This window comes from Verminephrobacter aporrectodeae subsp. tuberculatae (genome assembly GCF_026127385.1).
Lineage (GTDB): Bacteria > Pseudomonadota > Gammaproteobacteria > Burkholderiales > Burkholderiaceae_C > Acidovorax > Acidovorax aporrectodeae.
The window spans coordinates 988,244-1,002,432 of record NZ_QZCX01000001.1 but is presented as its reverse complement, the minus strand read 5'-3'; the positions used below and the strand labels follow the sequence as shown (position 1 = coordinate 1,002,432).

Sequence of the window (14,189 nt, the reverse complement as noted above, 5' to 3'; positions counted from 1 at the left end):
GTCACTTTCCTCCCGGCGAAGCAGCATTCGCGGCAGCGGCTGTTTTTTTGGCGTCACTCTCCCGAACCATTTGAAACTTGAGGTTGAAGGCAGGAATCTGCCGATTACCTTTATTTTGACCCAGGGAAATCGTTCCGTTAACGATTTCTGTCAAATCGGGCTTGGCCATCCATGCTGAATTTTCAGCAAGATTGTGCAGCAACTCGGACACCCGATCATTCGACTGGGCCATTCCCTGCATGGCAACCGTTTTCTCTGCTTGTTTGATCCCTGTAACATATACCCCGTCCGGCAATTGCTTGACCAATTCATTCAGCAGGTGGACAGGCAGGTTTCTGTCTGACTGGAGATCTTCTACGGCTTTTTGCCGAGCACGCAACGCAGCAATGTCGTCTTCTATGGTCGCGATTTCCTTGATCTGCCCTTCCAGATTCTTGATTTCCTGCTGAAGAAAGCCGTTCCTGACCTGCTGATCCGCAATCAACATCTGAAACCACCAATAAATGGCGCCAGAAATCGCCAATCCGCAGAGAAACGACGCAAACAACATGGCCTTGAATGCCTCCTTGCGGCGTTTCCGGGCTTCCTCCCGGTGGGGTAGCAAGTTAATCAGTATCACTGCAAGAATCTCCGCATGGCAAGACCGCAAGATGTCAAGTAGGACGGCGCTTCACGCACCAATTTTTTCAATCGAACGGAATTTCCCATTTCCATGCCATCGAAGGGATTGGCCACGCTGCACGCAATTCCGGTTTGTTGGGTGACTGCCTCGGTGAGCCCCGTCAAAGGAGCCGAGCCTCCTGCGAGCAGGATGTGGTCCGCACGGCTATGTGCCGTGCTGGTAAAGAAGAACTGCAAAGCCCTGCCAATTTCTTGCGCCAAGCTGTCAGCAAACGGACGCAGCACGACAAATTGATAATCGTCGGGAAGATCGCCACTGCGCTTCTTGTTTTCTGCCTCTTCCACCGAGAAGCCATATTGGCGCATGATCAACTGCGTCAATTGAGCGCCACCGAACGCTTGATCCCGACCGTAAAGAACTTCTTCGTTCCGGATGACTTGCATGCTGGTAGTCATGGCCCCCACTTCGTAGAGAGCCACCAGAGCATCGACACCCCCATTGGGCAGCGCCTCGATCAACCTTCCGACAGCCAGGCGCGAAGCATGGGACTCGATATCCATCACGACGGGCTTGAGGCCCGCTGCCTCAGCCAAACCCTGCCTGTCCTGCACTTTTTCACGCCTCGAGGCTGCAATGAGTACGTCGACATCATTCGGGACACTTTTGCTCGGCCCGATGACGCAAAAATCCAGACTTACCTCATCGAGCGAAAACGGGATGTACTGATTGGCTTCTGATTCGACTTGGACTTCAAGCTCTTGCTCGCTCATTCCCCCGGGCAGGGTGATTTTTTTGGTGATGACGGCTGATGACGGCAATGCCAGCGCAGCGTTTTTCGTCCTCGTCCCGCTTTTCTTGACCAGCCGGCGCACGGCGTCCGCGACCTCGTCAAATTTTTCGACGTTGCCGTCGGTGATCCAGCCACGCTCCAACGGCTCGATTGCGCAACGCTCCAAAATCAGGCTGCCGGCCTTGTCACGCCCCAGTTCCACCAGCTTGACGCTGGAGGTGCTGATGTCGATTCCCAGCAACGGCGCAGACTGGCGGCTGAAAGACCCCAATGCGTTCAAGATTGCTCCCCTGTGGTGTGCCAAGATAAGGCAACAAAACTTAACAATTCACTTGAATACTATCAGTAAGCCTGCTCTCCGGCAAAGACTTTTCCCGCAACAACGTCCGCTGGGCGTTGCCAAAAGCAGACGAAATCCCGGCACTTTGCAACGGCCCTTCGGCCAGGTCGGGAACCTCTTGGGAAGCCTCCTGGAAGCCTTCTTGGGAGCCGCGATGCGCAGGGTCAAGGCCTCCCGCGCCCCTTTATGCAGACATTTTTTTATAATGGGCGGCCTCATCCACCCGGAGCGTTATGCCGCCGCCCTCCCCCTCGGAGTCATCCGACAAGTCGAACACCTCCCCCGCTCGTGCTCAGCCCATCTGGCTTCGCTGGTTTCTTCGCCTCACCCTGTGGCTCACCGGACTGCTCGCCGCAGCGACCCTGGGACTCGCACTGACGATCGCCGTCGCGTTGTCCGTAGCGTACCCCAACCTGCCGAACATTGTGGACCTGACGGACTACCGACCCAAGTTGCCCCTGCGGGTGTACTCCTCTGAAGGCGCGTTGCTCGGCGAGTTCGGCGAAGAGCGCCGCAACCTGACGCCCATCGATGAGATCCCGAAGGTCATGAAAGACGCGGTCCTCGCCATCGAGGATGCGCGCTTCTTCCAGCACAGCGGGGTTGACTACAAGGGCATGCTGCGCGCGGGTCTTGCCAATTTGGGGCGCGTGAGGAGCCAGGGGGCATCGACCATCACGATGCAGGTTGCACGCAATGTCTACCTCTCTTCAGAGAAAACTTTTACGCGGAAGATTTACGAAATCTTGCTGGCATTCAAACTGGAACACCTGCTCACAAAAGATCAGATTCTTGAGATATATATGAATCAAATTTACCTGGGAAACCGTGCATATGGGTTTTCCGCTGCTTCCGAAACCTATTTCGGCAAGCCGCTGAAGTCCGTTTCAATTGCGCAAGCAGCCATGCTTGCGGGTTTGCCCAAGGCTCCGTCGGCCTACAACCCCATCAGCAACCCCAAGCGCGCCCACATGCGCCAGCAGTACATCATCGAGCGCATGCAAGAAAACGGCTTCATCACTGCGCAGCAGGCCGCAGAAGCGAAGGCAGAAGATCTCAATATCCGAACCAGACCGGACAACACCCGAGTGCACGCAGAGTACGTGGCAGAGATGGTGCGCCAGCTGATCTTCACGCAGTACGGCAACGACGCCTACACGCGCGGGCTCAATGTCTACACCACCCTGAATGCGGCCGAGCAGGATGCGGCTTATGGTGCCTTGCGCCAGGGAATCATGGATTACGAACGGCGCCAGACTTACCGCGGACCCGAGATGTTTGTGCCCCTGCCTGCGGCGCCGCAGGGTGTGGAGGATGCCATCGACGACGCCTTGGCGAACCACCCGGACAATGGCGACCTGCTCTCCGCCGTGGTGCTGGAGGCATCCGCACGCAAGATCGTTGCCACGCGGGCGAATGGCGATACGCTTGAAATCACGGGCGACGGCCTGAAGCCGGCGCAATCGGGTCTGAGCGAGAAAGCACCGCCCAACATCAGGATCCGCCGCGGTGCAGTGATTCGTGTGCTGAAGACGCCCAAGAACGTGTGGGAAATCACGCAGCTGCCCGAGGTTGAAGGCGCCTTTGTGGCGCTCGATCCGCGCAATGGGTCGATTCGTGCCCTGGTCGGGGGGTTTGATTTTGAAAAAAACAAGTTCAACCACGCCGCACAGGCATGGCGCCAACCAGGATCGAGCTTCAAGCCGTTCATCTACTCGGCAGCGCTGGAGAAAGGCTTCACACCCGCCACCGTCATCAGCGACGAGCCGCTGTTCTTCGACGCAGGCGTCACCGGCGGCCAGCCCTGGGCTCCCAAAAACTTCGATGGCAAGTACGACGGGCCGATGAGCATGCGCACCGGACTGGCAAGGTCCAGGAACATGGTCTCGATCCGTATCCTGCAGGCCATAGGCCCCAAGACCGGACAGGACTGGGCGGCGCGCTTTGGCTTCGATCCGGAAAAACATCCGGCTTACCTCACGATGGCGCTGGGCGCGGGTTTGGTGACCCCGCTGCAGATGGCGTCTGCCTACTCGGTATTTGCCAACGGAGGCTATCGCGTGAATCCGTGGTTGATCGCCAAGGTCACAGACCACAAAGGCCGGGTGATTTCTGAAGTCACGCCCTCAGGGGAGCAGCCTCGGGCGATCGATGCCCGCAACGCCTTCATCATGCGCAGCCTCCTGCAGGAGGTGACGCGCTCCGGAACGGCTGCCAGAGCCCAGGCCACCCTCAAGCGCCCAGACCTGTACGGAAAAACCGGCACCACGAATGACTCGATGGACGCCTGGTTTGCGGGCTTTCAGCCGACCATCACGGCCGTCACGTGGATTGGCTACGACACCCCACGCAATCTGGGCAGCCGCGAGACGGGCGGGGGCCTCAGCCTGCCGGTATGGATTCGCTTCATGGAACGCGCGCTCAAGGGCGTTCCCGTGGCGGAATTGCCCGTACCCGCCGGGGTCGTGAACGTGGGGGGCGAGTGGTTCTATGAGGAATATGCGCGCAATGCAGGGGTCACCCGTGTCGGCCCCGAGGGGCAATCGGCGTCGCCCGCCGCCGCGCCACCATCCGAAGAACGAAACCGGATCCTCGAATTGTTCCGCAACTGAGCGGTCTGCCGCCCACGCCCAGTCTCGGCCCGCGCGGCGATTCGCTCAGGCAGCAAACTCCAATGGCAGTCCGGATTGTCGGGATGCATCACGGCTCAGGCATGCGAAAAACTCCCCTGCCCCCTTGCTGTCCTGCCACGCATCGCCGTCGAAGCGGTAGTGATAGCCTCCCGAGCGGGCGGCCATCCAGACTTCGTGCAGCGGTTTTTGCAGATTCACCACGATCTGGCTGCGATCCGGAAAGGTCAGGGTCAGCATGCCGCCCGAGCGCTGGCTGTCCACATCGGCGTCCGAGGTTTCGTTGATGCGATCGCAACAGCGCTCGACGGCAAGAAGCAGTTTTTCGGCGCGGTCCATGAATTCGAGGTCGGTCATTACAGTTTGAGAACTCCAGCTAGGGTTTTCAGTCTTTTCAACATTCGCGTTTTGCAGGCGCTGTCCCGTTCGCTTTCTAGCGCTGCCACTACAATCCATTGATCAGGGTCTTGTCCGAGTTCCTCAGCCAATGCTCCTGCTATCGCAGGACTGATGTGTCCTCTCAGCCTTGCGTTGTGTAGGGCGTTTCTGTTCAGATTCAACTTGTCGTGCCAATACTGGGCGGGCTGTATTGACAGAGCCTGCTCTAGTAGTTTCATGGTGGTTCGCATAGGTCATTCCTGTTATGTAAAATCGTTTTTTACTTGATCAATGTCGGGGATATTCTTGTACCGAATTATGCGATAACCACATTTTTCTAATAAAGCATCACGTGCTTTGTCTTGGTTTTCTTTGTGCTGATGTGATGAATCATCCAATTCGATGATACTGAGTACCTGCATTGATTTATTGCAAATCACAAAATCGGCAATTTTTCTATCAAACGTGTTTCTTACAGCCCTTGACTTAGCCGTTATCAGAGCGCCAAAAGACACTTGTGCAAAGATCACTGCATCAGGAAGTGCTTTGCATAGTCTGTTGTACATGGCTTCTTCTCGGTTAGTCAGGATGCGCTTTTTCTTTGGCGTTTCTCTGAAAGTAGTTTTTCTGCGGCTGTTTACTGCAATCGATCCAATTGCGATGAGTGCAGCTATCGAAATTGCGATAACGATAGTGACTATGTAAGCTGTTTTCATTCGCTGGCGTTGCGTTTGTGCAACCAACAAGATTGCACGCTTGTCATCAAGGTGGTTGCAAGTGTATGCTCTGTCATGCAATCAATGTGGTTGCATTTTGGATCCGCCATGCCCCCCCTCTTGCTCATCGTTGCCCTAGAACAGTTCTTTGGCCAAGCCACCGTTTGCACGCCCCCTGCCCAAGGCCCAGGCGATAGCTTGGCGGTTCCAGTCTCGGTCGGGCGGGGGGTGGGCACCCTGCATGGGGAGGCCCAAGCATGAAGCTGGATAGTGCGGGGACCGAAGCCAATGTGGCTTCACGCGAAGCTGCATTCCGTGCGGAGCAGCTTGATCTTTTTCCGGGTGCAGCAAGCGTTCCCGGGAACGAAACTCGAAAGGGTCGTCCGGCTAAGCATGCCAGCGGGGCGGCGCGAAAGGCTGCCTACAGGGCTGAAAAGGCCCGCATCGACTACGTGGACGATCCCAAGATCGTGGCGAAGCTGCGCGAGACTGCGACGCAACTTGATTGCAGCGTGAACGAGCTGATGCAATCGATCGTGCGCTTTGCGCAGACAAACCGCAACTGGAAGCAGGTTGGTTTGTACAGCCTTCATCATCGCCGCGCCGGATTTCCCGATGGAGCAGAGGATATGGGAGCGCTGCAATGACCGCTACCCACATCTGCTCTCAGGTCCTGGGTCGCGTCCCCGCGATGACCGCTGCGCCGCCCCGCCCCGCACATGGGAGCCTGCGAGCAGGGCGGGGCGGGGCGGCGCAGCGGGCTACCCCCCCGAGTAACACGGGGGTAAACAAAATCAGGGGTGGCCATGATGACAACTGATGAAAAACTGGTTCAGGAGGGTGGCCGGTTGAAATTTCTTTGCGAAAAGCGGCAGCTGGGAGCGGAGTCACAGGGCGGAATCGTTCTCGATTATTTGCGTTTTACGATAAAGCGTCATAATATACCAAAAACAGGGTTTATTACTGGCAATACAAGCGACCAAGATTTGGCCCGTTGGTTTGCGCACCTTTTCTCGCAAATGCTCGGTTTTTTCGTTGGCGTAGATCGGGCGGGAAGAGATTATTACGAATATACAACCACGATTAATAACGAATGGGGCCATGAGGTTGCGAGCGTCAGCGCGGGCGGGGAGAGCCAGCGGGGCAGTATCTGCTTTTCGATCAAGGGGGAGGGCTGCACCCACGCACGTCAGGGTTGGGAAACTCGGGTGCATGATTACTTTGCGGAGTTTTTGCCGACCATTACCCGAATCGATCTCGCAAAAGACTTCTTCGACGGCGAAGTTAGTATTGCCGAAATTGTCGGTATGTATCAGAACCACGGATTCAGCTATCGCCGTCGCATGCCCAAGCATACGTGCCACGGCTCCTGGATGGACGTTGGCAATGTCAAGGCTCACGCACGCACCTTTCAGGTCGGCAAGCGCGAATCCGGCAAGCTTTTTCGCGGCTACGAAAAAGGTCACCAGTTTGCGATGATGGAAAGCCGCTGGTTGCGCTGCGAGGTTGAACTACGCAACATCAACCGCGTCATCCCCTGGGATTCGATAATTTCTCCGGCTGAATACTTCGCAGGCGCTTACTCTGCAACCCATTTAATCAGTCAACGCGAGATTGCAACCCCGATCAAAACAGCAACGATGGTCGGTGATGCGAGTGCACAGCGCTGCATTGACTGGTTGAAACGGGTAGTGTCCCCAACGCTTTTGCAAATTATGAAGGTCATGCCCGAGTTTGATTGGTTGGAGGGTCTTGCTGTCGATCAGGCCCATCGTCCAGTTCCCCGTTCGCTTCGCGGTCTGAGCGCACGTGCCATTCAGCATGGCATTCAAGCCGCATTGCTCCCGTTCACGAATCCCTGCGAACCGGCCGCAGCGGGTCCTTGATCAAGCCGGAAAACCTTTTGAAAGCCAATCATGAAATTCACGCAAAAAATCCACGTCGTCGGAATGAAGTCGAGCAAAGGCACGCTTGAAAACGGTATGGCCTATGACAGTACCAAAGTCTACGCACTGGTGGACCTGGACGCGAGCAAGGGTACGGCCAAAGGCATGGCTTCCAGCGAGTTCACGCTCGGAACCAGTGAGGAATTTTCCAAGTACAAGAACTTGTCTTTTCCTTTCGAGGCGGACGCGGAAATGGAGATTGTAACGAACGGCAAGACTCAAAAGACTGTCATGCATTCATGCGTCCCAGCAACTCGTGTGCCAGCGAAACAGGTTTGACCCAAGCCTAGGTACCGACCACGAAAAACTCCATTTCGTTCCCGGTCACAAGCATATGAACGTCGAACCCTGCTACTACGTACAGAGCACGGAGGATCACATGTTTCTCCGCGCTGATGGTGATGGCGGAATTGACTATGTGCCATTGATCATGAGCGCCATGCCGTTCACCAATGCTCAAGCTGCCGAAGAGGCAGTAGCGGACCATTGTGGCGGCGAGGGCGTGGTGTTTCGGTGTTATCAATTGGTGCGTGAGTGATTAGGTACTTGTATGGTTTCTGAACCAACATACATTCATTGCGAAGTTTCTTGTACCATTAAGGTGGTGCATGAATTAAGTCTCCCTCCTTTGCAAATAGATGCAGAGGATGGAGCAGCTATTGCAATCGCCGTCATTGCAATATGGGCGGTTGGGTGGGGCGTTCGCGTTCTGATTCAAACGCTCAGACATACCGACGGAAGTTCAAACTCGGAGGAAAATTGAAATGACTCAAGCAATCAAACGCGGTCTTATCGCCGCTGGTGTTCTGACCGTTGTGGGTTCGGCTAATGCAGCTGCCGTGGACGTGACCGCAGTGGTCACCGACATTGGTGCGCAAGCAGTTCCCATCGCTTCGATTGGTGCTGCTGTGCTGTTGATCTACGTGGGCGTGAAAGCCTTCCAGTGGGTACGCAAGGCTCTGGCCTGAAGTATCCAGCATGTGCTCCCTGTCCGGCCGGCAGGGGCCTTGCAAAAGCCCACATGGCGGGCTTCTTCAAGGTGTGAACCATGGGCCTATTCGTCATCATCGCAATGTTAGGTGCCGCATGGCTAATTTTTTCGGCGTAGTCTTGACCTGGTTTTTTTTGGGCGCGATGGGCATGAGTTCTGCAAATGCTTTTCCCATGCAGCGTACTTACTCGAGTACTATGTGTGATGGGTATGGAAAAAATTGTGTGACTCATGTTGGCAAGACTAAGGATGGAGTCTGCGCGGCGTTTTCAGGTCTTCAGATGGCTATGATCTACGGTCCAGAGACTATCATGTCGACTTCCGTAGTCGATGGTATTTGCTATGCCAGTTATGGTCCCGGCAAAGGTGGGACTACTATTTCGATAAGAGATAATGGAGCTTCTTGTCCTGAAAACTCAACTTCTTCGAGCGATGGTCAATGTGCATGTGCGGCCAACTTTGAAGAAAAGGATGGCGCATGCATTCAAAAGGATTGCAAGGCAAATGAAGTTCGTGTCAATGGTATATGTGTTCCCAATCCGCCCTGCCCGCCTGGTCAGAAACGTGTTAATGGCCAGTGCAAAAACAACGGTTGCCAAAAAGGCGAAAATCCAGTGGATCCAACATTTGGAAAAATTACCACTTTGGGCACCGATGGAGATTCCGTTACCTATAGTTGTCAGATAAATAATGGAAACTTTTGTACCGTAGTTACTAATCCATCCATTTGCACATCGACCGGTGGAGTGTTTAGGGGTTGTGCAGGTACTCCACGCATGACGGGCGAATCATGCACACCCAGTGATGATAGTTCAGGCTCAGGCTCAGGCTCAGGCACAGGCTCAGGCACAGGCACAGGCACAGGCACAGGCACAGGCACAGGCACAGGCACAGGCACAGGCACAGGCACAGGCACAGGCACAGGCACTGGCACTGGCACTGGCACAGGCACAGGCACAGGCACTGGCACTGGCACTGGCACTGGCACTGGCACTGGCACTGGCACTGGCACTGGCACTGGCACTGGCACTGGCACTGGCACTGGCACTGGCACTGGCACTGGCACTGGCACTGGCACTGGCACTGGCACACCTGGCACACCTGGCGCAGCAGGCACACCTGGCGCAGCGGGCACACCTGGCGCAGCGGGCACACCTGGCGCAGCGGGCACACCTGGCGCAGCGGGCACACCTGGCGCAGCGGGCACACCTGGCGCAGCAGGCACACCTGGCGCAGCAGGCACACCTGGCGCAGCAGGCACACCTGGCGCAGCGGGCACACCTGGCGCAGCGGGCACACCTGGCGCAGCAGGCACACCTGGCGCAGCAGGCACACCTGGCGCAGCGGGCACACCTGGCGCAGCGGGCAATGGCAACGGCGGCAATGGTGACGGCGAAGGTGATGATAAAAACTCGAGTTTTGGCGGCGCGTGTGCCGCTGGTTTTTCCTGCGAAGGCGACGCCATTCAGTGCGCCATTGCTCAAGAACAGCACCGCCGTGCATGCAAATTATTTGATGACAGTTCGCCAGAATCTGTGCTCTATCAAACAAACAAAGGCAAGGATGGAAACCAAACAGGCAACCTTCCTGGAAACGAAACTATTGATCTTTCGAGCCGCATCAATTCGACGGATGCGCTTGGCGCCGGTTCTGCGGGTGTCTCTGATTTAACCGTTACTGTTTGGGGCCACCAGATCACGCTACCGTTTTCAATGATTAATCCCTATTTGGCCATCCTTGGAAATGTTTTGCTTGCCGTATCGTTTCTTTTGGCCGTTCGCATTGTCGCAAGGGGTTAATCATGCCGGTTTTCATCGCAGCAATAGGCGGAATGTTAATCAATTTGGCGGGCGTTCTTGCTGGCCGCGTTTTGATAGCGCTTGGAATTTCTGTTATTACCTATACTGGTATCACCGTTACTCTGGATGCGCTCAAAAGCCAAGCCATCAGTGCCTTTAGCAACTTGCCCCTTGAGGTGTTTTCCATTCTTGGCGTTCTTCGGGTTGGCCAGTGCATCAGCATCGTTACTAGCGCCATTGCTGCCAAATTGGTAATCGATGGGCTGACCGGGGACACATTCAAAAAATGGATTTACAAGTAACTTTATAAGTAACGCACATGCTTTATTTAGTTACAGGCGCGAATGGCGCAGGCAAGACTCTCAATACCTTGAAGTGGGTAAGGGAACGCTCGGTCAAGGAAAATCGTCCGGTGTGTCATAACGGACGCTTTGAACCCATCGAGGGTGGCGAGTTGGAGAGTTGGAAAAGCATTGATATAAAGGCTTGGCAGGATGAACCGGATGGCACGATATTCTTGGTCGATGAATGCCATAACGATTTTCCAGTGAGGCCACCCAGCAGCGCGCCGCCAGAACATGTTCGCATGCTTGCCGAACATCGCAAGCGCGGGTTTGATTTTTACTTGGTTAGCCAGCATCCACAAAATATTGATTCATTCGTGCGACGTTTGATCGGTGCTCCGGGTTGGCATCGTCATTTGAAACGTGCTTTCGGCGCAGATTTGGTTAGCGTGCTGGAATGGAACGCGGTCAACCCCAACTGTGAGAAGGACGGCAGCGGAAAAACCGGCACAGTGACGATGCAGGCTTTTCCCAAGGAAGTCTACGGGTGGTACCGATCAGCCAGCCTTCATACTGGAAAAAAGCGTATTCCCAAGGCTATTTGGATGCTTGGAATCTGCGCATTATTGGTTCCGACGCTCGGTTATTTTGCTTTCACGAAGGTTCGTGGTAACGCAACAAAGCCATCTGAGACAAGCCAACCAAGCCAATCAGGTCAAGCAGTGCAGGCTTCGCAGCAAAAGCGTGCGCTGACGGCCGACGAATACGTAGCCGATCGGGTCGCCCGCTTGAAAGACTTCCCGCACACCGCGCCCATTTACGATGACGTGACCAAACCAGTGGAGGCTCCGTACCCAGCGGCTTGCGTCCTGATGGGCAAAACCTGTAAGTGCTACAGCCAGCAGGCCACCTTATTGCAGGTCAGTGAATCTGTTTGCTCGCAGATAGTGCATCAGGGCTTCTTCATGGATTGGAAACAGGCCAAGGGTGAGTACAACGTAAGGGACCGCGCAGCGCCACAGGACCAGCCTGGGCAAATGAGCGCAGTCCCTGTCCCAACACCTGTCGCACGCCGCGATTCGCCGACGTCCACGTACTTGCAGGGTCTTGCTGCTCGGAATGCGCAGGTTCGTTCTGATTTGATCCCTTGATCGTGATATCACGGCTTCTTTGCTTTTTGGGCTTTGACTTGGTTGACGGTCATAGCGTTCTCCAGTGCATCGAGGCGACCATGCAGTGCAGCAGCACCTTTGCGGGCGTCTTGGTGCGCACGATCGAGTTCCTTACGCAGTTCGTCCGCGCGGGCTTGTGCGGTGGCAGCCCGCTCACTCATGGTGGCCAACTTGGCGTGCAGCTGCTCGGTCTCGCTTTTGGCGGTCGTTTCTGCGGCTTGCAGGGCTGCGATCTGGACCCTTGCTTCTTCCAGTTCGCTAGTGAGTTGGTCGGCCAATTCTGCGGTCTCCTGGCGCGCCGCTTCCGTCTCTTGGCGGGCGGTTTCCAGTGCTTCGCGCTCAGCGGCAAGACGGCCGTTCGCCATTTCCAGCGCCGCAGCCCAAAGGTCGGCGCCCAACTCGGTCAACCGAGCGTTGACGGTCTGCGGCACAGGCTCACGGGGCTGCGCGGCGGAGGTCTTGCGTGTGCGCCATTCGTTCATGAATTCGGAAATCGTGCTGAAGCTGCCACCGCCGATGGCTTTGCGCACGGCCGCAAGCGTCGGGTTCTGGCCGACGGCATCCAGGTCGTCGGCTGCTGCAAAAATTTGTTCCTTCGAGATTGCCATGTCAGTATCACTCCAAAAGATTGTATGTTGTATCATACTACAACATACAACATCATACAGCAATGCAAGGCAGTGCGCAACTGAAAATTGTAAATTGTATGTAGCATGCTACAACATACAACAAATCGGGGGGTATGGGGGTACTCCCCCATGTAAGGCCGTAGTAGCGGCTCGTGCCCGTCGGCATCGTGACCGGCCCGGGCGCATCGATCGTGACCGTCAGCCGCGACCTGGCGGTGCATCCTGGCCGTAGCACTGAGCAGGAGTTGTTCGCGGGTACCGGTGCTTGATCCCCGGCAGGAGCGTCCTGCGCGCTTGTTAAACGGTATTTTTCGGTCTCTTTTACGGGATTTATCTACCGTTTGGATCGCTAGGTGAACCAGCACGATGCGGAGCGAGATAGGCGCAGCGAAGCGAGCAGCGATAGGGATGCGCAGTAGTGCCGAAGGCAGTCCGAAGGACCGAGCGATAGCGAGCTACGGAGCAGCCCGGGCCGAAGGCATCGCCCGATGTACGTTTTATTTGAGGTTAACTATGACAATGATTGGATATGCGCGGGTCTCGACGCAAGATCAAGACACTGCTTTGCAGCAAGATGCGTTGGCGGTTCATGGTGTCCGTCGTGTGTACGTAGAGTCTGGATCGGGAGTTGGCCCGCGTCCGCAGCTACAAGTAGCACTTGCCGCACTGGGTCAAGGGGATACGCTGGTCGTATGGAAACTGGATCGGGTGGCGCGAAGTCTGGCGGACCTGTTGGCGATCCAGTCGAGGCTGAAGAACGTAGGCGCGAGCATTCGCAGTCTGACGGAACCGCTGGACACAAGCAGTCCGCTGGGAGAGTTTACGTTCCAAATATTAGGGGCGGTAGCACAACTTGAACGCTCGATGATTCGAGAGCGAGTGATGGCCGGACAGGCTGCGGCAAGGGCACGTGGGCAGCGATGGGGGCGACGCCGTGCACTGTCGCTTGAGGATGAGGCGCAGGTTGTTTCAATGTACGCTGCGGGTTCGTACACGATGGTGGAACTGGCGGATGTTTGGGGAGTCGGGCTTGGCACTATAAAGTGCGCTGTTTATAGAGTGCTGAGGCCGGATGCTCCGTATCTGACCAGAGTTAGGACTTCGACGTAGACGGTCGAAAAGTACAATTTACGCATGCTGAGAGTTTCCCCGATTCTAGTCAGGACGCTTGCCCTTGCTGCCAGTGCGGCGATCCTTCCCGGTTGCGGTCAACGCGGTCCGTTGTATCTCCCTGCCACGCCGGCGCAAACGCTTGCCTCCGGCAGCGACGCCGATGCGGCAAAAGCACCCACATCGGCGGCACCCGGTCGGTGATAGCAAGCCGGGTGGCCGGCTGCAAGGTGGTGCTGCTGGTCGCCGATTGGCATTGGCCGAATCCCCCCGCTTGAGTCGCTGACGAGCCCGGCGGGCAAGTCGGTGATCCCATCGGGCCCGGACACGGGCCGGCCCCGCAGGGGCGTGCCATGCACGGCACAGCGACTGCATGGCTCATGTCATGCGGCCCTTGCATCCGCAAGGGCGCACCCATCCCGGGCGCATATGGGAAGGCCCCGACCATTCGGTACGGGGCCTCTGGCATGCGAACAGGCCGGTGTCGTAACCGGCCCCGAGCCTGTAGCGCGGCTTTACTTGGCTGCGGAAGATCCGGTCGCCGCAGCGTCTGCGGGGGCTTCGGAGGCCGCAGGAGCGGCAGGCTCCGCAGGGGCAGGTTCTGCTGCAGGAGCCGGAGCGGCGGGCTCCGCTGCGGGAGCAGCAGGCTCTGCTGCGGGAGCCGGAGCTTCCACGGGAGCAGGAGCCGGCTCTTCCTTTTTGTCACAAGCAGCGGTCAGTGCAGCAGCAACCAGAGCGGCCAGAACGAGAGAGGTTTTCATTTCGATTTCCTATTGGGACAG

16 protein-coding genes are annotated in these 14,189 nt (G+C 56.4%); 11 read left to right on the top strand and 5 right to left on the bottom strand.

Annotated features, from left to right (window positions below):
- Position 1: 1 nt before the first annotated feature.
- Both D5041_RS04240 and pilM read right to left on the bottom strand, forming a co-directional pair.
- Positions 2-619 (bottom strand): PilN domain-containing protein, encoded by a 618-nt coding sequence (locus D5041_RS04240; RefSeq protein WP_265282338.1) that lies wholly within the window; start codon positions 617-619, stop codon positions 2-4.
- Complete coding sequence (gene pilM, locus D5041_RS04235; protein ID WP_407702222.1) at positions 616-1,692, bottom strand: pilus assembly protein PilM; 1,077 nt, start codon at positions 1,690-1,692, stop codon at positions 616-618. The genes D5041_RS04240 and pilM overlap by 4 nt, the downstream gene beginning before the upstream one ends.
- A gap of 293 nt (positions 1,693-1,985) precedes the next feature.
- On the opposite strand from pilM, the gene D5041_RS04230 reads away from it, so the two are divergent.
- Positions 1,986-4,364: a penicillin-binding protein 1A gene (locus D5041_RS04230; protein WP_265283950.1), complete on the top strand. Its 2,379-nt coding sequence runs from the start codon at positions 1,986-1,988 to the stop codon at positions 4,362-4,364.
- Between the two features lie 45 nt (positions 4,365-4,409).
- Here D5041_RS04230 and cyaY read toward each other — a convergent pair whose 3' ends face one another.
- Together cyaY and D5041_RS04220 are read right to left on the bottom strand one after the other, a co-directional pair.
- Positions 4,410-4,739: an iron donor protein CyaY gene (gene cyaY / locus D5041_RS04225; protein WP_265258202.1), complete on the bottom strand. Its 330-nt coding sequence runs from the start codon at positions 4,737-4,739 to the stop codon at positions 4,410-4,412.
- Between the two features lie 284 nt (positions 4,740-5,023).
- Entirely contained in the window at positions 5,024-5,476 is a 453-nt protein-coding gene (locus tag D5041_RS04220) for a DUF2726 domain-containing protein (RefSeq protein ID WP_265283949.1), read from the bottom strand.
- Between the two features lie 257 nt (positions 5,477-5,733).
- On the opposite strand from D5041_RS04220, the gene D5041_RS04215 reads away from it, so the two are divergent.
- From D5041_RS04215 to D5041_RS04180, 8 genes are all read left to right on the top strand, one after another.
- Positions 5,734-6,123, top strand: a complete 390-nt coding sequence (locus tag D5041_RS04215; protein WP_265283948.1) for a hypothetical protein — start codon at positions 5,734-5,736, stop codon at positions 6,121-6,123.
- A 159-nt stretch (positions 6,124-6,282) separates the two neighbouring features.
- On the top strand, positions 6,283-7,362 hold the full coding sequence (locus D5041_RS04210) for a replication initiation factor domain-containing protein (RefSeq protein ID WP_265283947.1): 1,080 nt from the start codon (positions 6,283-6,285) through the stop codon (positions 7,360-7,362).
- A 30-nt stretch (positions 7,363-7,392) separates the two neighbouring features.
- Entirely contained in the window at positions 7,393-7,701 is a 309-nt protein-coding gene (locus D5041_RS04205; protein ID WP_265283946.1) for a hypothetical protein, read from the top strand.
- A 100-nt stretch (positions 7,702-7,801) separates the two neighbouring features.
- The gene (locus tag D5041_RS04200) at positions 7,802-7,960 is read left to right on the top strand and encodes a hypothetical protein (protein ID WP_265283945.1); all 159 of its coding nucleotides are present in this window, start codon (positions 7,802-7,804) and stop codon (positions 7,958-7,960) included.
- Between the two features lie 226 nt (positions 7,961-8,186).
- A complete protein-coding gene (locus D5041_RS04195; RefSeq protein ID WP_265283944.1) occupies positions 8,187-8,390 on the top strand; it encodes a major capsid protein in 204 nt (67 codons plus the stop codon).
- A gap of 827 nt (positions 8,391-9,217) precedes the next feature.
- Positions 9,218-10,084, top strand: coding sequence for a hypothetical protein (locus tag D5041_RS04190; RefSeq protein ID WP_265283943.1), 867 nt, complete (start codon positions 9,218-9,220; stop codon positions 10,082-10,084).
- A gap of 130 nt (positions 10,085-10,214) precedes the next feature.
- Positions 10,215-10,514 (top strand): DUF2523 domain-containing protein, encoded by a 300-nt coding sequence (locus tag D5041_RS04185; RefSeq protein ID WP_265283942.1) that lies wholly within the window; start codon positions 10,215-10,217, stop codon positions 10,512-10,514.
- Positions 10,515-10,531: 17 nt separating this feature from the next.
- Entirely contained in the window at positions 10,532-11,647 is a 1,116-nt protein-coding gene (locus D5041_RS04180; protein WP_265283941.1) for a zonular occludens toxin domain-containing protein, read from the top strand.
- Between the two features lie 8 nt (positions 11,648-11,655).
- Here D5041_RS04180 and D5041_RS04175 read toward each other — a convergent pair whose 3' ends face one another.
- Entirely contained in the window at positions 11,656-12,276 is a 621-nt protein-coding gene (locus D5041_RS04175) for a DNA-binding protein (RefSeq protein ID WP_265283940.1), read from the bottom strand.
- A gap of 387 nt (positions 12,277-12,663) precedes the next feature.
- Between D5041_RS04175 and D5041_RS04170 the strand changes: the two genes are divergently transcribed.
- Complete coding sequence (locus tag D5041_RS04170; protein ID WP_321162193.1) at positions 12,664-13,407, top strand: recombinase family protein; 744 nt, start codon at positions 12,664-12,666, stop codon at positions 13,405-13,407.
- A 24-nt stretch (positions 13,408-13,431) separates the two neighbouring features.
- On the top strand, positions 13,432-13,611 hold the full coding sequence (gene lptM, locus D5041_RS22085; RefSeq protein WP_081479668.1) for an LPS translocon maturation chaperone LptM: 180 nt from the start codon (positions 13,432-13,434) through the stop codon (positions 13,609-13,611).
- The last annotated feature ends 578 nt before the right edge of the window (positions 13,612-14,189 follow it).

Excerpts from the sequence above, each read along its gene's own strand:
- D5041_RS04230 (WP_265283950.1), top strand. The coding sequence starts at position 1,986 with ATGCCGCCGCCCTCCCCCTCGGAGTCATCCGACAAGTCGAACACCTCC.
- cyaY (WP_265258202.1), bottom strand. The coding sequence starts at position 4,739 with ATGACCGACCTCGAATTCATGGACCGCGCCGAAAAACTGCTTCTTGCC.
- D5041_RS04220 (WP_265283949.1), bottom strand. The coding sequence starts at position 5,476 with ATGAAAACAGCTTACATAGTCACTATCGTTATCGCAATTTCGATAGCT.
- D5041_RS04215 (WP_265283948.1), top strand. The coding sequence starts at position 5,734 with ATGAAGCTGGATAGTGCGGGGACCGAAGCCAATGTGGCTTCACGCGAA.
- D5041_RS04210 (WP_265283947.1), top strand. The coding sequence starts at position 6,283 with ATGATGACAACTGATGAAAAACTGGTTCAGGAGGGTGGCCGGTTGAAA.
- D5041_RS04205 (WP_265283946.1), top strand. The coding sequence starts at position 7,393 with ATGAAATTCACGCAAAAAATCCACGTCGTCGGAATGAAGTCGAGCAAA.
- D5041_RS04200 (WP_265283945.1), top strand. The coding sequence starts at position 7,802 with ATGTTTCTCCGCGCTGATGGTGATGGCGGAATTGACTATGTGCCATTG.
- D5041_RS04195 (WP_265283944.1), top strand. The coding sequence starts at position 8,187 with ATGACTCAAGCAATCAAACGCGGTCTTATCGCCGCTGGTGTTCTGACC.
- D5041_RS04190 (WP_265283943.1), top strand. The coding sequence starts at position 9,218 with ATGATAGTTCAGGCTCAGGCTCAGGCTCAGGCACAGGCTCAGGCACAG.
- D5041_RS04185 (WP_265283942.1), top strand. The coding sequence starts at position 10,215 with ATGCCGGTTTTCATCGCAGCAATAGGCGGAATGTTAATCAATTTGGCG.
- D5041_RS04180 (WP_265283941.1), top strand. The coding sequence starts at position 10,532 with ATGCTTTATTTAGTTACAGGCGCGAATGGCGCAGGCAAGACTCTCAAT.
- D5041_RS04175 (WP_265283940.1), bottom strand. The coding sequence starts at position 12,276 with ATGGCAATCTCGAAGGAACAAATTTTTGCAGCAGCCGACGACCTGGAT.
- D5041_RS04170 (WP_321162193.1), top strand. The coding sequence starts at position 12,664 with ATGCGGAGCGAGATAGGCGCAGCGAAGCGAGCAGCGATAGGGATGCGC.
- lptM (WP_081479668.1), top strand. The coding sequence starts at position 13,432 with ATGCTGAGAGTTTCCCCGATTCTAGTCAGGACGCTTGCCCTTGCTGCC.